Origin of the sequence: Thauera sp. 2A1 (assembly GCF_009469595.2) — a bacterium.
Taxonomy (GTDB): domain Bacteria; phylum Pseudomonadota; class Gammaproteobacteria; order Burkholderiales; family Rhodocyclaceae; genus Thauera.
This window is the reverse complement of sequence record NZ_SSXV01000005.1, coordinates 122,748-144,327: the sequence shown is the minus strand read 5'-3', so window position 1 is coordinate 144,327 and position 21,580 is coordinate 122,748. Positions and strand designations below refer to the sequence as shown.

Below are 21,580 nucleotides of genomic sequence, written 5' to 3'. Positions count from 1 at the left end.
CATCCGTAGAGTGTTTTGTGCGGGCGACTCTAGACGGGGCTGCCTTAACGCAGACTTAAGACAGGCAGTGGCGCCGCTCGGGCGGTTGCCAGCAGGCGCGACCAGTAGCGCAGGCTGGCGGGCCAGGCGGCGCCGGCGAGAGCGATCAGGTCGACGGTCGACACATGGGTCGCGAACGCGCGCGAATCGGCCGGCGCAACGAGGCGCGCCGGCAACTCGGCGAGGAGGCGCTGCAGGCCGACACCGAACAGCGGCAGATCGGGCGCAGTGTCGGCATCGAGGTCGCGCAGCACGCCGGCGAGCGACAGCCAGCTCTTGCGGAACACCGCCAGTTGCGCGCCGAAGCCCCCGGCGCTCTGCAGCGCGAGGCGGTCGATCAGGCCCACCAGCCAGTCGAAACCGACGGGCGGTCCGCTGCGCACCAGGGCGTCGAGCGCGTCCGATACCGTCTGCACGCGCTGTGCGCAGTGCGCGTCGCGCAGGCCCAGCCGGGCGAGTCCGTCGATGATCTGCCTTTGGTCCAAGGTCAGCGCGCCCAGAGCGATGGCGACGATCGCCTCGCGCTCGGCCTTGGCGAGACGGGCGGTCAGGCTCCAGTCGAGCACCGCCAGGCGCCCGTCTTCGGCCAGCAGCAGGTTGCCGCCGTGCAGGTCGCCGTGGAATATCGCCGGGTCAGCCTGCGACCAGAACGGGCGCGCCAGCAGCGCGGCGATCATCTCGCGCGCGAGTGCTCCGCCTTGCGCACGAGACAGCTCGGCGTCGTTCACTCGGCTGCCATGTACGCGCTCCATCGAGGTGACCCCGGGGCCGCACCACGGAAGTAGCCGGGGCACGAAGACGGCGCCGTCGCGGGACATCTGCGCGGCGGCGGCGCGCATGTTGGCCTGCTCGACGTCGAGCCGGATCTCCTGCGTCAGCAGTTGCTGCACGCTGGCGAGGTGGCCGTGGTAGTCGATGGCCGGCAGCCCCAGCCGCGCACCGCGCGCGGCGAGGAAGTCGGCCAGTGCCGGCAGCACCGCAAGCTCCTGCGCGAGGTGTCGGGCGACCGCGGGCTTGAGTACCTTGAACACGCCGTCGCGCAGCCGGCCCTCCTCGCGCCAGGTGAAGGGCAGCACGACGGCGACGCTGCCCTCGGCCAGCGCGGTGTCGGCGATGCGCAGGCTGGCCGCGTCGGCGAACTGCGTGCGGAGTCGCTTCACGATCGGCGCCACCGGCAGGGTCGAGGGCATGGATTCCAGTTGCTGCAGATGCTGGCGCAGGGCGGCGTCGAGCTCGTGATGCCGCGCCACCACCTGCCCCAGCTTGTGCAGCGTCGGGCAGTGCGCGAGCAGGGCGGCGGCGCGTGCCGGCGCGGAGGTGTCGGCGTCCAGCGCGAACTGCCCGGCCAGCAGGGCCGACAGGCGTGCCTCGGGCAGGTGGTCGAGGAAGAAGGCCAGCGCCTCCACCAGCAAGGGCCGCCACGGCGCGAGCGAGGCGGGAATCAGCGCATGCACGCCGATGGATTCGAACAGCGCCTGGTAGTCGATGGCGGTATCGCCGATTGCCTTGTCCACCTGCTATTTCTCCAGCACGTAGGTTCCCGGCGCATCGCACAGCACCGGGTAGCCCAGTTCGGCTGCGCCCGCTTCCGGCGGCGGAACGGGCATGCCCGAGCGCGCGGTGAGCCAGGCCGACCATTCCGGCCACCACGAGCCTTCGTGCTGCGGCGCCAGCGCCAGCCAGTCGTCGGGCGGGATGTAGTTGCCGCCTGCTTCCCGCGTCAGCGACTGGTAGTGGCGGCGCGGCCGTCCCGGCTCGCTGACGATGCCGGCGTTGTGGCCACCGTTGGTGAGCACGAAGTGGATCTCGGACGGCAGCAGGTAGTGCAGCTTGTGCACCGAGCGCCACGGCGCGACGTGGTCAGTGAGGGTGGCGACGGCGAACACCGGCGTGTCGATGTCGGAAAGCGCCACCGGGCGGCCGCCGACGCGGTAGCGGCCTTCGCTGAGTGCGTCGTTGAGGAAGAGCTGGCGCAGGTACTGGCTGTGCATGCGCGCCGGCATGCGCGTGGTGTCGGCGTTCCAGGCCATCAGGTCGTTCATCGGCGCGCGCTCGCCCATCAGGTATTCGCCGACCATGCGCGACCACAGCAGGTCGTAGGAGCGCAGCAACTGGAAGGCGCCCGCCATCTGGCCGGCGGTCAGGTAGCCGACCTCTTCCATCTGCGCCTCGAGCAGGCTGACCTCGCCTTCGTCGATGAACAGCGCCAGCTCGCCCGGCTCGGTGAAGTCGGTCTGCGCGGTGAACAGCGTCATCGTCGCCAGGCGGTCGTCGGCGTCGCGCGCCATCGCGGCGTTGGCGATCGCCAGCAGCGTGCCGCCCAGGCAGTAGCCCGCGGCATGCACCTTGCGGCCGGGGACGATGGCGTTGATCGCGTCCAGCGCGGCGAAGAAGCCGAGCTGCAGGTAGTCGTCCATGCCCATGTCGCGCTCGGCGGGGCCGGGGTTCTTCCACGACACGCAGAACACCGTGTGGCCTTGGCCGACGAGGTATTTCACCAGCGAGTTGTGCGGCGACAGGTCGAGGATGTAGTACTTCATGATCCACGCCGGCACGATCAGGATGGGCTCGGGATGGACCTGCGCGGTGGCGGGCGAATACTGGATCAGCTCCATCAATGGCGTGCGCAATACCACCTTGCCCGGCGTCACCGCCACCTCGCGGCCGACGACGAAATTCTCCGTACCCGCCGGCGGGTCGCCCAGCGCCAGGCGCTGCAGGTCTTCGGCGGCGTTCATCGCGCCGCGCACCAGGTTGATGCCGGCGGTCTCGAAGCTGCGGCGCAGCACGATGGGATTGGTCGGCAGGTAGTTGCCGGGCGAGAACAGGTCGAGCAGTTGGCGTGCGGCAAATGAGACGACGTGCTCGTGGTGGCAGGACACGCCGGCGACGCCGGTGGTGGCCGCCTGCCACCAGGCTTCGGCGAGCAGGAAGGACTGGTGCATCAGGTTGAACGGCCAGCGCTCCCATTCCTCGCCGGCAAAGCGGCGGTCCTGCGGCACCGGCTCGACGCAGCGCTCGGCCGGGTTGCCCGGGGAGGCCAGCGCCAGTTGACCGGCGTATTCGACGAGACGACGGGCATGCTCCTGCGCCAGCGTGATCAGTTCCAGGCGCTTGCCCGGCGAACCGGCGAGGTGGCCCGCCCAGTCCACGGTGGCGAGCAGCAGCGACATCGGCGACACCGACATCGTCGTGCGCGCGATCGCGGCATGGAACTTCTGGTCCAGCGGATTGCGCGAGGGCAAGGGCGGCGAGACGGTGGCTTCGGCGACCGCCGGCAGGCTGGCCGTCGTCGTGCGCGCCGGCAGGGCGGCGGCCACGGTCGGCTTTGCGGCAGGTTTGCGTGGGGTCATGACGGGATTCTCCTCGATGGGCGATCGATGGTTGCAGTGCGGGCTCAGCCCTGCATCGTGCCGATGGTGTGGCGCAGGCGGTGGTGTGAGAGGGCGAAGAAGGCGCCGCCGATCGCCGCCACCATCAGGAACTGCGGCCACACGACGTCGATGCCGGCGTCGCGGAACAGCACGCCCTGCGCCAGGCTGACGTAGTGGGTGGTGGGGGTGAGCGACATCAGCCAGCGCACCAGCTCGGGCATGCTTTCGCGTGGCGTCAGCGCACCCGACAGGATCTGCAGCGGCAACAGCAGCAGGATGGACATCAGGCCGAACTGCGGCATGTTGCGCGCCAGCGTGCCCATGTAGATGCCGATGGAGGCCGCGGCGAACAGGTAGAGCAGCGTGCCGAGGCCGAACAGCACCGGCGAACCCGGCACCACCGCGCCGAGCAGGCCCTTCACCACCACCTGCAGCGAGAACGACGACGCCAGCAGCACCACCACGCCCATCGACCACACCTTGGACAGCATGATCTCCAGCGGCGTCACCGGCATCACCAGCAGGTGCTCGATGGTGCCGTGCTCGCGTTCGCGGATCAGCGCGGCGCCGGTGAGCAGGATGCCCAGCATGGTGATGTTGTTGATGATCGCGGTGACGCCGGCGAACCAGCCCTGGCTCAGGTTGGGGTTGAACAGCGCGCGTTCGACGATCTGCACCGGCTGCGGCGCCGGGCCGCGGTAGCGCTGCACGAAGGCGCGGATCTCGTCGTCGACGATGTACTGGATGTAGCCGGTGCCGGTCTGCGCCTGGCTCTGGCGCGTGGCGTCGACGTTGAGCTGCAGCGTCGGCGCGCGGCCAGCCAGCACGTCGCGCTGGAAATCCGGCGGGATGTCGAGCACGAAGGTGTGGCGTCCGGCGTCCATGCCCTTGTCGATCGCGGCCAGGGCGATGAGTTCCGGCGTGATGAACTGCGGCGGCTGCAGCGCGGCGACGATGCGGGCGGAAAGCTGCGAGCGGTCTTCATCGACCACCGCGATCGAGGCGCGGTGCAGGCTCTCCGGCCGCGCGCGGGCATCGGCGTAGATCGACACGGTGAACATGAACACGATCAGGAACAGCATCGTCCAGTCGCCCAGCAGGCTGTGGAATTCCTTGATGCCCAGGTGCCAGGTGTTGTGGAAGAGGCTGCGGCGTGCGCCCATGGCGGTCTCCGTGGCTCAGCGCGCCTGCTTCTTCAGCAGCAGGGCCGCGGCCAGCGTCAGCACCGGGATGGCGAGCAGCAGCGGCAGGAAGGAGGCGCCGAGGTCGCCGAAATCCAGCGCCTTGGCGAAGGTGCCGCGGCTGATGGTGAGGAAGTGGGTGGTCGGGTAGGCCTGGCCCACGACGGCCGCCAAGCCTTCGAGCGAGGACACCGGGTCGAGCATGCCGGAGAACTGGATCGCGGGCAGCAGGGTGCCGATGGAGGTGCCGGCCATCGCCGCGACCTGGCTGTCGGTGACCGTCGACATCAACAGCCCGAGGCCGGTGGTGGCGATCACGTAGAGCAGGGCGCCGGCGCACAGGGTGGCGAAGCTGCCCTTGAAAGGCACGCCGAACAGCGTGATGGCGAGCACGAACAGCAGCGAGAAGTTGATCAGCGACAGGCCGATGTAGGGCAGTTGCTTGCCGAGCAGGAACTCCAGCTTGGTCACCGGCGTGGTGTAGACGTTGAGGATGGAGCCCAGCTCCTTTTCGCGCACCACGCCCAGCGCGGTGAGCATGGCCGGGATGAACACCAGCAGCATCGGGATCACCGCCGGCACCATGGCGACGATGCTGCGCATCTCCGGGTTGTAGCGGTAGCGCACGGCGACGTCGGCGAGCGCGGCGGGGCGGCTGCCGGTGGCTTCGGCGACACCTTCGGCCAGCGTCTGCGCATGCAGGCCGAGCACGTAGCCGCGCGCCACTTCGGCACGCATCGGCATCGCGCCGTCGAGCCACACGCCGATCTGGGGCACGGCGCCGCGCGCCAGGTCGCGGCCGAAGCCGGGCGGGATCTCCAGCGCCATCGCCAGCTCGCCGGCGCGCATGCGGCGGTCGATGTCGGCATGGCTCTGCAGCGGCGCCTGTTCGGAGAAATAGCGCGAGCCGGCGATGCGCAGCGTGTACGACTGGCTGGCGGCGCTGCGGTCGAGGTCGAGCACCGCGTAGCGCAGGTTCTCGACGTCGGTGCTGATGCCGTAGCCCATCACCAGCATCAGCACGATGCTGCCGAGCAGGGCCAGCGTCAGGCGGAAGGGGTCGCGGCGCAGCTCGGTCGCCTCGCGCGCGCTGAAGCTGAGCAGGCGGGCGAGGCTGAAGCGGGCGATGGAGGGCGAAATGGAGGCAGACGGCGCGCGGGCGGCCTCGGTTGCCGCGGCGCCGGCCTGCGATTGCGCGTCGGACTGCGGCCGGGCCGCAGCGGCCGGCGGCGCCAGTTCGATGCCGCTCGCCTCGGCGAGGTAGCCGACGAAGGCCTCCTCCAGGCTGTCGGTGCCGCGCGCCGCCGCCAGCGCGGCGGGTGTGTCGCTGGCGAGGATCTTGCCGGCGTGCATCAGCGAGATGCGGTCGCAGCGCTGCGCCTCGTTCATGAAGTGGGTGGTGATGAAGATCGTCACGCCGTCGCGGCGCGACAGGTCGATGATCAACGCCCAGAACTGGTCGCGCGCCACCGGATCGACGCCCGAGGTGGGCTCGTCGAGGATCAGCACATCGGGCCGGTGCAGCACCGCCACCGCAAGCTGCAGGCGCTGGCGGATGCCCAGCGGCAGCGCGTCGGGCAGCGCGTCCATCACCGCGGCGAGGCCGAAGCGCGCGGCCAGGGCGGCGATGCGTTCCTCGCCCTCGGCCGGCGGCAGGTCGAACAGGCGCGCATGCAGCGCCAGGTTGCGGCGCACCGACAGCTCGCCGTACAGCGAGAAGGACTGCGACATGTAGCCGACGCGGCGGCGGGTGTCGATGTTGTGCGCGTCCAGCACTTCGCCCAGCAGGCGCGCTTCGCCGCGGCTGGGCGACAGCAGGCCGGTGAGCATCTTCATCGTCGTCGACTTGCCGCAGCCGTTGGAGCCGAGGAAGCCGAAGATCTCGCCGCGGCGCACCTGCAGGTTCACGTCGTCCACCGCGATGAAGTCGCCGAAGCGCATCTGCAGCCTGCTGGCCTCGATCACCACTTCGCCGGCGGTGAGCGGCGGGATCGCCAGGCGCTGGTGGCCGGCGCGGCGTTCGGCCGGCAGCAGCGCGAGGAAGGCGTCTTCCAGCGTCGCGCCGGCGCCGCGCGCGCGCAGTTCCGCCGGCGTGCCGGTGGCGAGCACGCGGCCGCTGTCGATGGCGACCAGCCAGTCGTACTGTTCGGCCTCCTCCATGTAGGCGGTGGCCACCAGCACGCTCATGCCGGGGTGGCGTGCGCGCATGCGCGCGATCAGCTCCCAGAACTGGCGCCGCGACAGCGGATCGACGCCGGTGGTGGGTTCGTCGAGGATCAGCAGGTCGGGGTCGTGGATCAGCGCGCAGCACAACCCCAGCTTCTGCTTCATGCCGCCCGACAGCTTGTTGGCGGGGCGCTCCTCGAAGCCGGCGAGGCCGGTGGAACGCAGCAGCTCGGCAATGCGGCGCGTGCGCTCGGCGCGCGACTGGCCGAACAGGCGGCCGAAGAAGTCGATGTTCTCGACCACCGACAGCGTGGGGTAGAGGTTCTTGCCCAGGCCCTGCGGCATGTAGGCGATGCGCGGGCACACCGCGCTGCGGTGGCGGGCGCCGGCCATGTCGCCGCCGAGCACTTCCACCCTGCCCTGCTGGATGCGCCGCGCGCCGGCGATCAGGCCCAGCAGGGTGGACTTGCCGACGCCGTCCGGGCCGATCAAGCCGATCATGCGGCCGGCGGGAATGTCGAGCGTGACGTCGTCGGCCGCGCGCGTGTCGCCGTAGCGATGCACGACGCCGGCCAGCCGTACCACCGGCGCCGCGGCAGACGGCAGGTCGGCACGGGCGCTCATGGCAGCCTCACCTGCAGCGCGGCGGGCCAGTCCTTGTCGGCGGCGAGCCGCACATGCGCCATGCCGGGCAGGCCGGTCTTCACCTGTTCGGGGTATTTCGCCAGCAGCTCGGGGTCGATGCGCGCCTTCACGCGGAAGACCATCTTCTGGCGCTCGCTCCGGGTTTCGACCGTCTTGGGCGTGAATTGGGCGACGCTGGCGACATAGGACACCCTGGCCGGGATCACGTAGTGCTGCGCCGCGTCGAGCACGATGCGCGCCTCGCTGCCGAGGGCGACGCGGCCGGCGGCGATCTCGGGCAGGAAGAAGGTCATGTAGACGTCGCCGATGTCGATCAGGCTCACCACCTTGCCGCCGCCGCCGACCACTTCGCCCGGCTGCACCACGCGGAACTGCACGCGGCCGCCGCGCGGCGCGCGCAGGGTGCCATCCTCCAGCTCGGCCTGCAGCCGCGCCACCACCGCTTCGGCGGCGGCGATGCCGGCATCGGCCTGGGCGACCTGCGCTTCGGTGGCGGCGAGTGCCGCCTTCGCGGCGCTGATCTGCGCCTGGGCCACCGTCACGTTGGCCTCCGCATTGCGCGCGCGCGCGCCGTCGCTGTCGGCCTGCTGGTCGGAGATGGCGTGATCCTTGAGCAGCGATTGCGAGCGCGCGTTGGTGCGGCGCGCCACGTCCAGTTCGGTGCGGCGCTGCACCAGCACGGATTCGGCCATCACCACATCGGCCCTGCGCTGCGCGACCTGGGCGAGCGCGGTCTCGCGCGCGCTGCGGGCGTTGGCGACTTCCGCCTTCGCCTGGGCGAGCTGGGATTCCAGCGTCTTGGTGTCCATGCGCGCCACCACCTGGCCCTGCTGCACGAAGTCGCCCTCGTTGACGAGGATGTCGGCGACGCGGCCTGCGGTCTTCGCGGCGACGTCCACCTCGGTGGCCTCGATGCGGCCATTACCCTGCACGAAACTGCCGTCGTCGGCCGGCGGCCTGAGCCATTGCCATGCCGCCACGGCGACGACCACGAGCACCAGGCCGGCGGCCGCCAGCCTGTTCCTGAATTCGGGTTTCATGGATGAATTCCGATGTAGTACGACACCCACGTCTGCGAGCATTCCAACACTTGTTGGATATTGTTGTCAAGGCAAGCGCGCATGTGGCATCCTGCCGCAATGACAAGGCCTGCTCACTGCCGGCGAACTGGAGCATGGTGACCCAGCCAACGATGATCATCGACCACCACAAGCCGCGTGCGCGGGGACGTCCCCGCGGGCCGCGCGGGCAGGATTCGGCGTGCCGCGAGCGCCTGCTGGCCGCCGCGCTGGCCGCCTTCGCCGCCCAGGGCTACGAAGCCGCAGGCCTGCGCGCGATCGCCGCGGCAGCCGGCTACGATGTGTCCATGGTGGCGCACTACTTCGGTTCCAAGGCGGAATTGTGGAGCGCGGTGATCGATCTCCTCGAGCGGCGCGTGCGCGCAGACCTGGCCGAGATCGCTGCGCTCGGCCACGATGGCGCACTCGAGGCGCGCCTCATTTCCGCAGTGGGGATGATGTTCGACCACGCGCTGCGCAACCGCGAGATGCTGCATTTCATCATGCACGCGACCGCCGAACCGGGTCAGCGCCTCGACCAGGTTGTCAGCCGCCTCATCGAGCCGACGCTGCACACCTATCTGCCGCTGTGGCAGGAGGCGATCGATGCCGGCCTGTTCTCGGTCGAGAAGCCGCTGATCCTGCACAACATGGTGTTCGGCGCGCTGAGTTTCCTGATCGCGTCGACGGCGGTGATGTCGCGCGTCAGCCACACGGAAATGGGGGTGGCTGACGTCAAGGCGGAATTCCTGCGCGGCCTCTTCTCGCATCTGCAGGAGCGCGTCGCAGCCACCACCGGGGCGGAGCGATGAGCGCACCGGCGGCGGCGACGCCAGGGCGTGCCGAGATTGTCGCTGGCGACGGGGTGACGGTGCTGCACGTCGCCGGCGACTGGACACTGGCGCATTACCTGCCCCTCGTCGCCGAGGTCGAGGCCTTGCGGGCGCGCATCGACGGTGTCGAGCGCATCGACGTCGCTGCCCTCGGTGCGCTCGATACCGCGGGCGCCCGTTTGCTGCACGCCCTGCTCGGCAGCCGCCGGCTGGCGGCGCTGGTGGCGGATGGCGCGGCGCTGCCGGCCGAACGCCGGGCCCTGCTGCGGGCGGTGGGCGAGGCACTCGAGGTGCAGGAGGCGGCCATGCCGCCACGCCGCGGCAGCGCGGTGGGCGACGTGCTGGAGCATGTCGGGCGGACGATGGGGGTCTTCTGGCGCCACGTCGTCGGCCTCGCCGGCTTCATCGGCCTCACGCTGGAAACCGCGCTGCGCGTGCTGCTGCAGCCGCGGCGCTGGCGCCTCACCGCGCTCGCCGCCAACCTGGAGAAGACGGCGCTGGACGCGGTGCCCATCGTCGCGCTGCTGACCTTCCTCGTCGGCGCGGTGGTCGCCTTCCTCGGCGCGACCGTGCTGGCCGACTTCGGTGCCAGCATCTTCACCGTGGACCTGGTGGCCTTCTCCTTCCTGCGCGAGTTCGGCGTGCTGCTCACCGCGATCATCGTCGCCGGCCGCACGGCGAGCGCATTCACCGCGCAGATCGGTTCGATGCGGGCCAACGAGGAGATCGACGCCATCCGCGTGCTGGGCCTCGACGCGATGGAGCTGCTGGTGCTGCCGCGGGTGGCGGCGCTGCTGCTGGCGCTGCCCATGCTCAGCTTCGTGGCGATGATCGCCGGCCTGATCGGCGGCATGTTGGTGTGCATGATGGCGCTGGACGTGTCGCCGGTGATGTTCCTGTCGCGGGTGGAGAGCAACGTCGCGCTGCGGCATTTTCTCATCGGCATCGCCAAGGCGCCGGTATTCGCCTTCCTCATCGCGGTGATCGGCTGCCTGGAAGGCATGCGCGTGGCCGGCAGCGCGCAGTCGGTGGGCGAGCACACCACTTCGGCGGTGGTGCAGTCCATCTTCATCGTCATCGTCGTGGACGCGGTCGCGGCGCTGTTCTGCATGGAGATGGGATGGTGACCGAGGGGCTGGTGACCGAGGGGATGGCGACGGATGGGCTGGTGACCAACGTCATCGAGGTGCGCGGCGTGCGCAACCAGTTCGGTGCCCAGGTGGTGCACGACGGGCTCGACCTCGACGTGCGACGCGGCGAGATCCTCAGCATCGTCGGGGGTTCGGGTACCGGCAAGTCGGTGCTGCTGCGCACCATCGTCGGCCTCAACCGCCCAGCGGCGGGCAGCGTGCGGGTGTTCGGCGAGGACCTGCTGACCCTGCCGGCGGCGCGCCGCGCGCAGGTCGAGCGCCGCTTCGGTGTGCTGTTCCAGAAAGGCGCGCTGTTCTCGTCGCTGACGGTGGCAGAGAACGTCGCCCTGCCGCTGATCGAGCATGCGCGCCTGCCGGCGGCCCAGGCCGCGGAGCTGGCCGCGCTGAAGATCGCGCTCGCCGGCCTGCCGGCCAGTGCCGGCGACAAATACCCGTCCGACCTGTCCGGCGGCATGGTCAAGCGCGCCGCGCTGGCGCGCGCGCTGGCGCTGGATCCCGACATCCTGTTCCTCGACGAGCCCACCGCCGGGCTGGACCCGATCGGCGCCGCGGCGTTCGACCAGCTCATCCTGACGCTGCGCGATGCGCTCGGCCTCACGGTGTTCATCGTCACCCATGACCTCGACACCATCTACACGATCACCGACCGCGTCGCGGTGCTGGCGCAGAAGCGGGTGCTGGTGAACGACCGCCTGGAAGCCGTCGCGGCCACCGACGACGCCTGGATCCGCGAATACTTCCACGGCCCGCGCGGTCGTGCTGCTGCCGGGGCTGCACGCCCCGGCCTTGCCCAGGAGAATCCCTGACATGGAAACCCGAGCCCATCACGTGCTGATCGGCCTGTTTACCTTGCTGGTGGTCGGCGCCGCGCTGCTGTTCGCGCTGTGGCTGGGCAAGGCCGGCAGCGACAAGCAGTACGACGTCTACGACATCGTCTTCGAGGAGGCGGTGTCCGGCCTGTCGCGCGGCGGCACGGTCGAGTTCAACGGCATCAAGATCGGCGAAGTCACCGGCCTGCGGCTGGATCCGCAGGACCCGCACCGGGTTATCGCGCGCGTGCGCGTCGACAGCGAGGCGCCGATCCGCAGCGACACGCATGCGCGTCTGGCGTCGGCCGGCATCACCGGCATCTCGATGATCCGCCTGAGCAGCGGCAAGGACCCGGCGAGCACGCCGCTGCACCCCGACAACGGCCAAGTGCCGGTGATCGTCGCCAGCCCGTCGCCGCTGAGCCGGCTGCTGGCCGATGGCGAGGACGTCATCCTGAACGTGAACGAACTGCTGATGCAGGCGCGCGCGCTCTTCTCCAAGGACAATGTGGACAGCATCGGCCGCACGCTGCAGCACTTCGAGCAGGCGACCGCCAGCATCGCCGCGCAGCGCGACGAGATCGCCACTGCCCTGCGCCAGTTGGCGCTGGCCGGCGAGCAGGCAAACAAGGCGATGCTGGAGGCGACGCGCACAATGGCCTCCGCCAACCGCCTGATCGACGGCCAGGGGGCGCAGACGCTGGAGAGCGCGCGGCGCTCGATGGCCGCGTTCGAGCGCGCGATGCAGACGGTGGACCACCTCGTCAGCGACAACCGCGGCCAGCTCGACAGCGGCATGCACGGCCTGGCCGAAGTCGGGCCGGTGCTGGCCGAGCTGCGCGGCACGCTGGCCTCGCTGCGCACCATCACGCGCCAGCTCGAAGACCGTCCCGCCGATTACCTGCTGGGTCGCGAGCCGACCAGGGAGTTCCAGCCATGAAGCTGCCAGCCAAGACCTCGCCGGCCACGCCCCCCTTCCTTGCCTCCCGGCCTGCGGCCCGTGCCCTGGCGGTTGCGGCGCTGTGTGCCGTCGCCTTGCTGCCCGCGTGCTCGGTGCTGCCGAAGGCAGAGCCGGTCGATACCTACCTGCTGCCTGCCGCGGCGCTCGCGCCGGCGGGCGGCGCCACCCTGCCCTTGTCCTTGCGCGTATCGCGCCCCGCCGCCGGCACCCAGTTGTCCGGGCAGCGCATCGCCGTGGTGCCGGAGGACGGGCGCGTGAGCGTCTACAAGGGCGCGAGCTGGAGCGAGCCCGCGCCGGTGCTGCTGCGCAACCGGCTGCTCGACGCCTTCCGCGCCGATGGCCGCATCGCCGCGCTCAGCAGCGACGACACCGTGCTGCAGGCCGACGTGGAGATCGACAGCGACCTGCGTGGCTTCCAGGCCGAATATCGCAACGGCGCGGTCGAGGCGGTGATCCGGCTGGAGGCGCGGCTGGTTCAGGTGGGCACGCGCCGCATCCTCGCCAGTCGCGGCTTCGAGGTGCGCGAGCCAGCAGCAGGCAGCGCGGTGCCGCAAGTGGTGCAGGCCTTCGGCGGCGCCGGCGACAGGCTGGCGGCGCAGGTGGTGGCGTGGGCCGTTCAGGCAGCGGCCGCGCCGAACCGAAGTTCAGTGCAGCAGCCGTGACGGTGTCAGGCGCTTGAGCTGCGCGCCGACCACCGTGCGGAAGCGCGGGCTGTGCAGGCACAGTGCGCCTGCCAGGCCGACCAGGCAGCCGAGCAGGGTGTCGAGGAAGCGCGCTTCGACCAGCGCCGCAGGGGAGCCATGCCCCAGCGTGGCGGCCTCGGCCAGGAAGATGGTCAGCGGCGTGATGAACACCACGGCGATGCCATAGTGCCGCACCACCATGCTCTCGATGATGAAGGCCAGCGCGATCATCATCAGGCCGATGCTCCACTGGTCGAGCGGCAGCGTCAGCAGTGCCCACGACACCAGCAGCCCGACGGCAGTGCCGAGCACACGCTGCAGCTGCTTGTTCCACACCGCGCGCAGCGTCGCGCCCTGGATCACCGCCAGGCAGCTCACCGGCACCCAGTAGGGGCGTTCGAGCTGCAGAAGTTGCGCCAGCGCGAGCGAAATGCCGACGAAGGCGCCGATCACCACCGAATCGAAGATGACGAAATCGAAAGTGGGCGGCGGCAGCGGCGCGACCGGCTGTGGCGGATCGAGGCGCAGCACGTGGAGGCTGTAGAAGAAGGCGATCAGGCAGGCCAGCAGCGCGCCCATGGTGACCAGGCCGACTTTCAGCGGGATGGCTTCCACTTCACCAGGAGTGAAGGCGCCGATGGCGGCCGCCATGATGAAGAACAGGCTGCCGGGCGGGCCGACCCGGTAGAAGCGGCACACCATGTTGACGAGGATGGCGATGAAGGTGATCACCCACATCAGAAGCGCCGGGAAGAAGTGGCCGATGGCGCCCAGCGCATAGCACGCAGCCATGCCGAAGCCGCAGGCCATCAGCCACACCATGCGGTGCGACAGGGCGGTGTTGGGCGCGTACAGGAACACCAGCCCGCCCAGCGACGACACCAGACCGTATTCGAGGTGGTTGAAATAGGCGCCCACCAGCAGCGGCAGACCTGTGGCCAACGCGGCAGCGAACGGCATCTGCCAGCGTCGGCTGCTGGGGGTGATCGTCGTCAGGTGGCGCAGCTCGGTCTGCACCAGCATCTTCAGGCGTTGCCAGGCGTGCATGAAGGTCATCGGGGTCGTCAGGGGCGGCCTCGCGACGGGCGGGCCGGCGTCAGGGCGCGAGCTTGCAGGCCGTCAAGGATACAGGCGATCCTCGGTCCGGTGGGCGCGGAGGCCCGTCACCCGGGCGTGAGGCGTGCGGTGCGGCCGCTAGGCTGCCTGCCGTCCCTCGGCGAGCATATCCATCAGTTGCGCGCGTGTCATTGGCGCCCTCGGCTCACCGTGCACCGCGAGGACGACCCCGTTCGCATCGGCCTGAAGCACATTCACATGCAGCGCCTGCAGCAGCTCCAAGACCGGCTTCAGGCTGGCGTCGGCCGTCGCCGGGGCGGTCTGTGCCTGCGCCATCAGCCTGAGCGCCTCCAGCACCGCCGGGCTGTCCCAGCGCCCGGTGTGCAGCGCCAGGCCGACGATGGCGCGCCATGCGGGCGGGCGATGTGCATGTCTCAACCAGGCTTCCGGGGGATGTTCTGCCGGGGCGGCCAGCGTCTCACGCACCAGCGTGTCGCGCGACGCTGGCGTGCCGAACAACTTCATCGCCTCGTAGGCGGCGCGCGCGCCTTCCGCGTTGCCGCGTTCGATCTCGGTGAGCACCACCAGCGCCAGGGCCTGTGCCGGGCGCAGCGTGCCGAGCGCTTCGGCAAGACGCGGCTCGCCGACGCCATAGGCATGGACGAAGAGGGTGGCGAGCGGCGGCGGCACGGCCCATGTCGTGCGCGCCAGTGCGGTCGCAGGCCGCGGTCCGCGCATCGCCGGCCAGTGCGCCTCGCACAGCGTGGCGAGCGTGTGGCGCAGGGCGTCCATGCGCGGACCGAGCGGCCGGCCCAGCACGCGTCGGGCTTCCTCGTCGATTTGGGAGAGCGGTGTCATGGCGGTGTCCTGATCGGCGCGACGGTCGATGAGTTCATCCTAGCCGGCCGAGGCGCGATTCCAAGCGCAGCGGGTCGCAACGAACTGCGCGCCTTTATCGACTGCAGGCTCGCTTCACGCGGAGCGCGACGGCGAAGGTCCGATTCGGCATCGCGCGCGTCGCATGCGCATGAACAGGAACGGGAGCCTCTGCTCCCGTTCCTGTTCATGCTTTCGCGAAGGTCGTATCAGGTCTTGCGCCGGCGACCCGCCGCGAGGCCAGCGAGCCCCAGACCCAGCAGCGCGAGTGAAGCCGGCTCAGGCACGGTGCCCGGTGCGCAGCCAGGCGCCGTCGGATTTGCGGCGCAAAACTCGACTGCCGTACCCTGCACGCCCACCGTGAAGCCGTTCCAGTATTCATTGCTGAGACTGCGCCAATTCACGGTGTCGAACGTTCCCTTGAACTGAAGCGTTCCGTGAGGCTCACCGGTGCCCAGCAACTGGTATTCCGTCTTACCGTTGACCGTCACCACCTGCTTGTAGGAAGTGCCACATCCCCAGTAGCCACAGGCATTGCCATCGCTGGCGTCGCCGAAGCTGAGGATGTCGAAATCCTGGTCGAAGCCGTAACCGTTGCCATTGAGGCTGACATAGGCAAAGACCGGATTCGCGATCGCCTGCGAGAAAGTGAGGGTCTGCGGGCCTGCGTACTGCAGCGCGATGATGTCCGAGGTGGACGGCCTGTTGTCCACCGCGTTGCTCGTGTATGGCGAAGTGCCGGTCGGGCCGTCCGTGCCGTTGCTGTAGTAGTAATTGCCCCCGCTCGGCTGGTAGAAGCCGATTCCCTGCGGATTCGTGTAGGTGACAGTGATCGTCGAAGTTGGGGTCGTGATCGTACCGGTGCCCTTGAAGCCGGCGCCGGGATCCAGGTCGGATCCGGTCCAGTCGGTCCAGTAGATCTGCGCCGCCGAGGCCCCGCCCGTGCACAGTGCCAGTGCCAGTGCGAGAGCACCGGTCTTGTACGTCAATACTCTTTTCGTCTTCATGTTTGTGACTGACCCGATTGTAAGTTGTCCGGAAGCTGCGAGGCATCGAAGCGAGATCCATGCCAATCCCCTTGGTGGCGAGTAACAGGCGTTAAGGAACAATGGCTTGTGCAATCGGCGCAGTCGCTATCCGGGATCGGTGCCGCCGATCTGTAAAATTTTCCGATCGCGACGTTCATGATGGATCGAACAGAAGCCGCGGCGCATCCGGGTCTCGGGATCCTGCCAAGGATGGTGCATGCGCGCCTCGGCGTGGCCAGCAGATGGACGGGTGTACGGTCGAGACCGTCCATGGAACTGCGGGAGCGATGGTCTATGTTGAAGTCACGATGGGATTGTTGAGGCGATCGAGGAGGAAGTCATGACTGAAAAGAGGCGTGTGCGGTTTGCCAGCCTGGCTAGCTGGATCGGTGCGGCCGCGATGGCGGTTGTGGCGGGCACGGCGGTGGCGGCGGCGCCGCAGGCTGCTCAGGGTCAGGCTGCCTGGGGCTGCCCCCCTGGCGGAGGGCCGGGATACGGCATGGGCCCCGGCATGATGTGGGGCCCGGGCGCAGGGGGCCCGGGACGGATGGGGCCTGGCATGGGCATTGGCCCGATGGGCGGCTACTGGGGCCGCGGTCTCGATCTCAGCGACGAACAGCGCAGCAAAGTCAACGCGATCCAGGACGAGGTGCGCAAACAGCACTGGGGCCTGATGGGTTCGATGATGGACGAGCAGTCACGCCTGCGCGACCTTTATGAGGCGGCCAAACCCGACAGCGCAGCCATCGAGCAGGCCTACAAGCGCATCGGCGAATTGCAGCAGAAGATGTTCGAGTCCTCGATCGACGCACACAAGCGCATGGATGCGGTGTTGACCGACGAGCAGCGCAAGCAGATGCACAGCCTCTGGCGCCGCGGCTGGTGACGTCACTGGCGCGCGCCAGTGCGGCGCGCGCCGGCTTCCCAGCCGATCAGCGCGAGCTTGCGCTCGCTGCCCCAGCGATACTGGCCGACGTCTCCGCCTTCGCGGATCACGCGATGGCAGGGGATCAGGTAGCCGATGCTGTTGGCGGCGACTGCGCTGCCCACCGCACGGGCGGCGTCGGGCTTGCCGAGCTGCCGTGCCAGTTGCCCGTAGGTGAGGACCTGGCCCGGCGCGGTGCGGATCAGCGCCTCCCACACCTTGATCTGGAAGTTGGTGCCGCGCAGCAGCAGATGCACCGAGCCGCGCGCGGATGATTGCGGAAAGATCTGCCGCAGCAGCACGCGCGCTTGCGTGTCGTCGCGCCGCAGGTTGGCGGCCGGCCACAGTGCCGCCAGTGCGGTGCTGATCGCGTCGTCGTCGGTCCCGGTGAAGGCGAAATGGCAGATGCCGCGCGCAGTCCAGCCCAGCAGCACGTCGCCGAAGGGCGAGGGGCCGAAGCCGTAGCCGATGTCGAGGCCAAGGCCGCCCGACTTGATCTCGCCCGGCGTCATCGCCTCGCAGCTCACCATCAGGTCGTGCAGCCGGCTGGTGCTGCTCAGCCCGGCATCTTCCGCCACCGCCAGCACGCTGGCCGCCGTGGCGAGTTGTCGTCGCGCATGCTCCTTCGTGAGGTACTGCAGGAAGCGCTTGGGCGAGATGCCGGCCCACTCGGTGAACACGCGCTGCAGGTGTTGCGGGCTCAGGTGTACCGCGGCAGCGATCTCGTCCAGCGAAGGCTGGGCTCGCGCATGGGCGCGGATGAAGGCGATCGCCCGGGCGACGACGGCGTAGTGCCGTGATCCAACGGCTTCATCCGGGGGGTGGAGTGCGGTCGCCGAGTCGTGCATGTTCTGCCTCCAGTTCGGGTGCGTGGCGTATCGGCAAGGTAGCTCCGGCAACAGGGGCCGGCAATCCGGTTCTTGCGTATCGATCGCAGGTGCGGTGGCGTTCGTCAGAACGGCGCCGGGCTGGCGAAGCTCATCGGCACCCGGGTGTGCGGATGCATGAAGGCGATGCGGGCGGCGTGCAGGTGCAGGCGGCCGTGGCGCGCTGCGCTGGCGGGCGGGGCGTAGAGCGGGTCGCCGAGGATGGCGTGGCCGATGGACATCAGGTGCACGCGCAACTGGTGCGAGCGGCCGGTGACCGGCTTCAGCTCCACCCGCGACATAGCGCCGTCACCGGATCCGCTGCGGCTGTCGACGCGGTAGCGTGTCAGCGCGTGGCGGCCTTGGACGGCGTCGACGATCTGGCGCGGGCGGTTGTCCGGGTCCTCGCGCAGCGCCAGCGCGATCTCGCCCTCGTCCTGCGCCAGATGGCCATGGGTCAGCGCGACATACTGCTTGCTCACCACCCGCTGCTCGAAGGCGAGGCTCATGCGGCGCAGCATCTCCGGTCCGCGCGCGAACAGCACCAGGCCGGAGGTCGCCATGTCCAGCCGGTGCACGATCAGCGCGTCGGCGTGCAGGTCGCGGATGCGCGCGGCCAGGCAGTCCTGGCGGCCCTCGCCGCCGGCGGGCACGGACAGCAGGCCGGCGGGCTTGTCGGTGACGATGATGAAGTCGTCCACGTACAGGATCGTGGGGGCGAGGTCGGTCATGGCGCGCGAGTGTGAGTGCGTGCGTGCCGTGTTGTCGAGAATTGAAGGAAAATGGCGGCTTCGCCGGGCGGCCCAGCCTGCCCGTCAAGGATTCTTTCTTCAGGAAGCGACCATGCTGCAGAAATTCCCCGCCTTCGAGGGCGTGAAGGGTCCCGTCGTCGTGATCGTCATGGACGGCTACGGCATTCCGAAGCACGACGTCGGCAGCGCGATCAATGCCGCGCGCAAGCCGACGCTCGACCGCCTGTTCGCCCAATATCCGAACATTGCGCTGCGCGCCCACGGCACGGCAGTGGGCATGCCCTCGGACGACGACATGGGCAACTCGGAAGTCGGCCACAACGCCATCGGCGCAGGCCAGGTGTACGCGCAGGGCGCGGCGCTGGTCGCCAACGCGATCGCCGAAGGCGCGATCTGGCAGGGCGAGGCCTGGCAGCAGATCGTCGCCGGCGCCAAGGCCGGCGCGAACGGAAAGGCGGGCGTGCTCCATTTCATCGGCCTGTTCTCCGACGGCAACGTACATAGCCACATCGACCACCTGAAGGCGATGGTGCTGCGCGCCAGGGAAGAGGGCGTGGCGACGGTGCGCATCCACGCGCTGCTCGACGGCCGCGACGTGCCGGAGACCAGCGCGCTGGACTACGTGGTGCCCTTCGAGGCCTTCCTGAAGGAGATCAGCAGCGGCGGCTTCGATGCGCGCATCGCCTCGGGCGGCGGCCGCCAGACCATCACCATGGACCGCTACGACGCCAACTGGCCGATGGTGGCGCGCGGCTGGCGCACCCATGTGCTGGGCGAAGGTCCGCAGTTCGCCAACGCGACCGACGCGGTCAAGGGCCTGCGCGAGAAGCACCCCGGCACCATCGACCAGGACCTGCCCGAGTTCGTCATCGCTGACGGTGGCAAGCCGATCGGCACCATCGAGGACGGCGACGCGGTGGTGTTGTACAACTTCCGCGGCGACCGCGCGATCGAGATCACGCGCGCCTTCGTCGAGGCAGACTTCACGCAGTTCGACCGCGTGCGCCATCCACGCGTCACCTATGCCGGCATGCTGCAGTACGACGGCGACCTGCAACTGCCCAAGCGCTTCCTGGTGGCCCCGCCGGCGATCAAGGACACTTCCGGCGAGTGGTTCAGCAGGATGGGCCTGGCCCAGTTCGCTTGCTCGGAGACGCAGAAGTTCGGCCACGTCACCTACTTCTGGAACGGCAACCGTTCAGGCAAATTCGACGGCGAGACCTGGCAGGAAGTCCCGAGCGACGTGGTGCCCTTCGAGCAGCGGCCGTGGATGAAGGCGGCCGAGATCACCGACGCGCTGGTCGCAGCACTGCAGTCCGGCCAGTACAAGGTGCTGCGCTGCAACTACGCCAACGGCGACATGGTCGGCCACACCGGCAATTTCCGCGCTGCGACGATGGCGATCGAGGCGGTGGACCTGGCGCTGTCACGCCTGCTGCCGGCGATCGACGCCGCTGGCGGAGTGGCGCTGATCACCGCCGACCACGGCAACGCCGACGAGATGTTCGAACTCGACAAGAAGACGAAGCAGCCCGCGCTGAACGAGGACGGCTCGTACAAGGCCAAGACCGCGCACACGCTGAACCCGGTGCCGCTGATCCTGTACGACAACGTCAGCGGCGGCAGGCTGTCCCTGCAGCAGACCGACACCGCCGGCCTGTCGAACATCGCCGCGACGGTGGCGAACCTGGTCGGCCTGGAAAAGCACCCGAAGTGGGACGACAGCCTGCTGGTGGTGAAATGAAGCAGTGCGTCGCACAGTCTGGAGGTTCGCCAGCATGATTTCCTTCCGTCTCTCCCTCCTCGCTGTCGCAGCCCTCGTGCTCGCGGCCTGCTCGACGCCTCAGCCCGCGCCGCCGGTGGCGCAGGCTGCGCCGGCCGCCGACGGCTATGTGCAGCGCAACGGCCAGTTCGAGTTCGGCCTGGCGAGCGGCGATTACCGCTGCGAGCTGGGGGTGAAGCTGCAGATCAGCCGCGAGGTCCGCGAGCAGGTGAACCAGCGCATCCGGCTCGCATGGAACGGGCGCGACTACGCGCTCGAACGCGATCCTTCGCATTCCGGACTGCCGCGTTTCGAGGACGCGGCGAAGAGCCTGGTGTGGATCGACCTGCCGTGGAAAGGGCTGCTGCTCGATGGCAGGACGCACAAGCCGATCGCCAACGAATGCCGGCCGGCTTGAAATCAGTGATGACGCGCTGACGCCGTGCCCTCTCGCCCCGGCCAGCGCCGCTGGCGGGCGGGAGCACGGTGATGAGTCTGTCGTTCAGGCGGCGCGCCCGAAGAAGCGCCGGAACCAGCCGGCGCCCTGGGTATGCTGCTTTTTGGCGACGACGTCGATCATCTTCGCCTTCACCGCGCCCACGTAGTCGGCGTCGTCGCGCTTGATGTGGTTCACCAGCCAGGTGGTGAGCAGCCGCACGAGTTCGCTGCCGACGTCGTCGCCGAGCCGATGGCGCTCGACGTATTCATTGACCCGGCGCGCGAAGAGTTCGTGCACCCGCTTGTGAGCCTTGCAGAACGCGTAGCCGGCTTCCTCCTGCAGGCTTTCCTCGAAGGCGAAGTGCGACATCGTGTAGTCGACCAGAGCGTCCAGCGTATGCTCGATTGCCGCGCGGTCGTGGCCGGCGTTTGCAATCTCGAGATCGTTGATGTAGTCGACGATGCGCCGGTGCTGCTTGTCGATGACGTCGATGCCGGTGTCGAGTTCGGGGTTCCACTGGATGGGCACGCTGCTTTCCTCCTTCCTGGCCGCAGCCACGAACGGCGCGGCATAGGCTGAAAGCATAGTCGGGGGAGCGTCGACCCGGTTTGAACTACATCAACCAGGCTGCAATTTCCTTGGCACGGGTCCCCTGCCCGTCGCGCCGCCATGGCGTCGAAAGATCCGTCGTCCATGAGTTCCTGATGTTCATGCCGTCGACGCGAGGCGCCGCTCGGCAGCAAGATTATTGCAGCGCAGCAAGTGATTGATGTTGAAGGCTGCAACAAATAATTTCGGAACGACATGTCCACATGGAACATCACGTGAAGCGTCCGGCGGCGCTGGCCCGTGCATCGCCTGAATGGGGTGAAATGGCTTCAGACAAGGCCTTGAAGACATCCTGGAAGACCCCCCACAGTGGCCCGTGACCGCCCCGGCGATGCTGTTTGGAGTATGTCGAAACAGTATCCAGGAT

General features: G+C 69.0%; 19 protein-coding genes. 8 read left to right on the top strand and 11 right to left on the bottom strand.

Going from position 1 to position 21,580, the window contains the following annotated elements:
- Positions 1–44: 44 nt before the first annotated feature.
- From GH664_RS06805 to GH664_RS06785, 5 genes are read right to left on the bottom strand one after another with little or no spacing between them, the layout of a single operon-like run.
- Entirely contained in the window at positions 45–1,553 is a 1,509-nt protein-coding gene (locus tag GH664_RS06805) for an AarF/UbiB family protein (protein ID WP_153167292.1), read from the bottom strand.
- 3 nt (positions 1,554–1,556) lie between these two features.
- A complete protein-coding gene (locus GH664_RS06800; protein WP_153167291.1) occupies positions 1,557–3,392 on the bottom strand; it encodes an alpha/beta hydrolase in 1,836 nt (611 codons plus the stop codon).
- Between the two features lie 44 nt (positions 3,393–3,436).
- The gene (locus GH664_RS06795; RefSeq protein WP_153167290.1) at positions 3,437–4,576 is read right to left on the bottom strand and encodes an ABC transporter permease; all 1,140 of its coding nucleotides are present in this window, start codon (positions 4,574–4,576) and stop codon (positions 3,437–3,439) included.
- A gap of 15 nt (positions 4,577–4,591) precedes the next feature.
- Positions 4,592–7,384 carry a ribosome-associated ATPase/putative transporter RbbA gene (rbbA, locus tag GH664_RS06790; protein ID WP_153167289.1) on the bottom strand — a complete coding sequence of 931 codons (2,793 nt, stop codon included), beginning with the start codon at positions 7,382–7,384 and terminating at the stop codon, positions 4,592–4,594.
- Positions 7,381–8,445, bottom strand: coding sequence for an HlyD family secretion protein (locus GH664_RS06785; protein WP_153167288.1), 1,065 nt, complete (start codon positions 8,443–8,445; stop codon positions 7,381–7,383). Before GH664_RS06785 ends, rbbA begins: the two co-directional genes overlap by 4 nt.
- Before the next feature lie 134 nt (positions 8,446–8,579).
- Between GH664_RS06785 and GH664_RS06780 the strand changes: the two genes are divergently transcribed.
- From GH664_RS06780 to GH664_RS06760, 5 genes are read left to right on the top strand one after another with little or no spacing between them, the layout of a single operon-like run.
- Positions 8,580–9,275, top strand: a complete 696-nt coding sequence (locus GH664_RS06780; protein WP_194270340.1) for a TetR/AcrR family transcriptional regulator — start codon at positions 8,580–8,582, stop codon at positions 9,273–9,275.
- Positions 9,272–10,423 carry an ABC transporter permease gene (locus GH664_RS06775; protein WP_153167287.1) on the top strand — a complete coding sequence of 384 codons (1,152 nt, stop codon included), beginning with the start codon at positions 9,272–9,274 and terminating at the stop codon, positions 10,421–10,423. The genes GH664_RS06780 and GH664_RS06775 overlap by 4 nt, the downstream gene beginning before the upstream one ends.
- Positions 10,417–11,253: an ABC transporter ATP-binding protein gene (locus tag GH664_RS06770; protein ID WP_255424915.1), complete on the top strand. Its 837-nt coding sequence runs from the start codon at positions 10,417–10,419 to the stop codon at positions 11,251–11,253. The genes GH664_RS06775 and GH664_RS06770 overlap by 7 nt, the downstream gene beginning before the upstream one ends.
- A gap of 1 nt (position 11,254) precedes the next feature.
- Positions 11,255–12,196, top strand: a complete 942-nt coding sequence (locus GH664_RS06765; protein ID WP_153167286.1) for an MlaD family protein — start codon at positions 11,255–11,257, stop codon at positions 12,194–12,196.
- Positions 12,193–12,879, top strand: coding sequence for an ABC-type transport auxiliary lipoprotein family protein (locus GH664_RS06760; protein WP_153167285.1), 687 nt, complete (start codon positions 12,193–12,195; stop codon positions 12,877–12,879). The genes GH664_RS06765 and GH664_RS06760 overlap by 4 nt, the downstream gene beginning before the upstream one ends.
- Here GH664_RS06760 and GH664_RS06755 read toward each other — a convergent pair.
- From GH664_RS06755 to GH664_RS06745, 3 genes are all read right to left on the bottom strand, one after another.
- Entirely contained in the window at positions 12,862–13,956 is a 1,095-nt protein-coding gene (locus GH664_RS06755) for an FUSC family protein (protein ID WP_153167284.1), read from the bottom strand. The genes GH664_RS06760 and GH664_RS06755 overlap by 18 nt on opposite strands.
- 138 nt (positions 13,957–14,094) lie before the next feature.
- Positions 14,095–14,814, bottom strand: coding sequence for a hypothetical protein (locus GH664_RS06750; protein WP_153167283.1), 720 nt, complete (start codon positions 14,812–14,814; stop codon positions 14,095–14,097).
- Between the two features lie 227 nt (positions 14,815–15,041).
- Positions 15,042–15,821, bottom strand: coding sequence for a PEP-CTERM sorting domain-containing protein (locus GH664_RS06745; RefSeq protein ID WP_228111411.1), 780 nt, complete (start codon positions 15,819–15,821; stop codon positions 15,042–15,044).
- A gap of 379 nt (positions 15,822–16,200) precedes the next feature.
- Between GH664_RS06745 and GH664_RS06740 the strand changes: the two genes are divergently transcribed.
- Positions 16,201–16,746, top strand: coding sequence for a Spy/CpxP family protein refolding chaperone (locus GH664_RS06740; RefSeq protein ID WP_228111410.1), 546 nt, complete (start codon positions 16,201–16,203; stop codon positions 16,744–16,746).
- Positions 16,747–16,748: 2 nt separating this feature from the next.
- Here the strand turns inward: GH664_RS06740 and GH664_RS06735 are convergent, their stop codons facing one another.
- Positions 16,749–17,633, bottom strand: coding sequence for a bifunctional transcriptional activator/DNA repair enzyme AdaA (locus GH664_RS06735; protein WP_153167281.1), 885 nt, complete (start codon positions 17,631–17,633; stop codon positions 16,749–16,751).
- A 104-nt stretch (positions 17,634–17,737) separates the two neighbouring features.
- Positions 17,738–18,382: an RluA family pseudouridine synthase gene (locus GH664_RS06730; protein ID WP_153167280.1), complete on the bottom strand. Its 645-nt coding sequence runs from the start codon at positions 18,380–18,382 to the stop codon at positions 17,738–17,740.
- Between the two features lie 112 nt (positions 18,383–18,494).
- On the opposite strand from GH664_RS06730, the gene gpmI reads away from it, so the two are divergent.
- On the top strand, positions 18,495–20,147 hold the full coding sequence (gene gpmI, locus GH664_RS06725; RefSeq protein WP_153167279.1) for a 2,3-bisphosphoglycerate-independent phosphoglycerate mutase: 1,653 nt from the start codon (positions 18,495–18,497) through the stop codon (positions 20,145–20,147).
- 34 nt (positions 20,148–20,181) lie between these two features.
- On the top strand, positions 20,182–20,583 hold the full coding sequence (locus GH664_RS06720; protein ID WP_153167278.1) for a hypothetical protein: 402 nt from the start codon (positions 20,182–20,184) through the stop codon (positions 20,581–20,583).
- 84 nt (positions 20,584–20,667) lie between these two features.
- On the opposite strand, the gene GH664_RS06715 is transcribed toward GH664_RS06720, so the two are convergent.
- Positions 20,668–21,189 (bottom strand): bacteriohemerythrin, encoded by a 522-nt coding sequence (locus tag GH664_RS06715; RefSeq protein WP_256219460.1) that lies wholly within the window; start codon positions 21,187–21,189, stop codon positions 20,668–20,670.
- Positions 21,190–21,580: the final 391 nt, after the last annotated feature.

What these genes read in the sequence shown, in the direction of transcription:
- GH664_RS06765 (WP_153167286.1), top strand. Translation starts at nt 11,255, where the DNA reads ATGGAAACCCGAGCCCATCACGTGCTGATCGGCCTGTTTACCTTGCTG.
- GH664_RS06715 (WP_256219460.1), bottom strand. Translation starts at nt 21,189, where the DNA reads ATGCTTTCAGCCTATGCCGCGCCGTTCGTGGCTGCGGCCAGGAAGGAG.
- rbbA (WP_153167289.1), bottom strand. Translation starts at nt 7,384, where the DNA reads ATGAGCGCCCGTGCCGACCTGCCGTCTGCCGCGGCGCCGGTGGTACGG.
- GH664_RS06730 (WP_153167280.1), bottom strand. Translation starts at nt 18,382, where the DNA reads ATGACCGACCTCGCCCCCACGATCCTGTACGTGGACGACTTCATCATC.
- GH664_RS06755 (WP_153167284.1), bottom strand. Translation starts at nt 13,956, where the DNA reads ATGACCTTCATGCACGCCTGGCAACGCCTGAAGATGCTGGTGCAGACC.
- GH664_RS06785 (WP_153167288.1), bottom strand. Translation starts at nt 8,445, where the DNA reads ATGAAACCCGAATTCAGGAACAGGCTGGCGGCCGCCGGCCTGGTGCTC.
- GH664_RS06740 (WP_228111410.1), top strand. Translation starts at nt 16,201, where the DNA reads ATGACTGAAAAGAGGCGTGTGCGGTTTGCCAGCCTGGCTAGCTGGATC.
- GH664_RS06720 (WP_153167278.1), top strand. Translation starts at nt 20,182, where the DNA reads ATGATTTCCTTCCGTCTCTCCCTCCTCGCTGTCGCAGCCCTCGTGCTC.
- GH664_RS06795 (WP_153167290.1), bottom strand. Translation starts at nt 4,576, where the DNA reads ATGGGCGCACGCCGCAGCCTCTTCCACAACACCTGGCACCTGGGCATC.
- GH664_RS06735 (WP_153167281.1), bottom strand. Translation starts at nt 17,633, where the DNA reads ATGCACGACTCGGCGACCGCACTCCACCCCCCGGATGAAGCCGTTGGA.
- GH664_RS06750 (WP_153167283.1), bottom strand. Translation starts at nt 14,814, where the DNA reads ATGACACCGCTCTCCCAAATCGACGAGGAAGCCCGACGCGTGCTGGGC.
- gpmI (WP_153167279.1), top strand. Translation starts at nt 18,495, where the DNA reads ATGCTGCAGAAATTCCCCGCCTTCGAGGGCGTGAAGGGTCCCGTCGTC.
- GH664_RS06780 (WP_194270340.1), top strand. Translation starts at nt 8,580, where the DNA reads ATGGTGACCCAGCCAACGATGATCATCGACCACCACAAGCCGCGTGCG.
- GH664_RS06775 (WP_153167287.1), top strand. Translation starts at nt 9,272, where the DNA reads ATGAGCGCACCGGCGGCGGCGACGCCAGGGCGTGCCGAGATTGTCGCT.
- GH664_RS06800 (WP_153167291.1), bottom strand. Translation starts at nt 3,392, where the DNA reads ATGACCCCACGCAAACCTGCCGCAAAGCCGACCGTGGCCGCCGCCCTG.
- GH664_RS06760 (WP_153167285.1), top strand. Translation starts at nt 12,193, where the DNA reads ATGAAGCTGCCAGCCAAGACCTCGCCGGCCACGCCCCCCTTCCTTGCC.
- GH664_RS06770 (WP_255424915.1), top strand. Translation starts at nt 10,417, where the DNA reads ATGGTGACCGAGGGGCTGGTGACCGAGGGGATGGCGACGGATGGGCTG.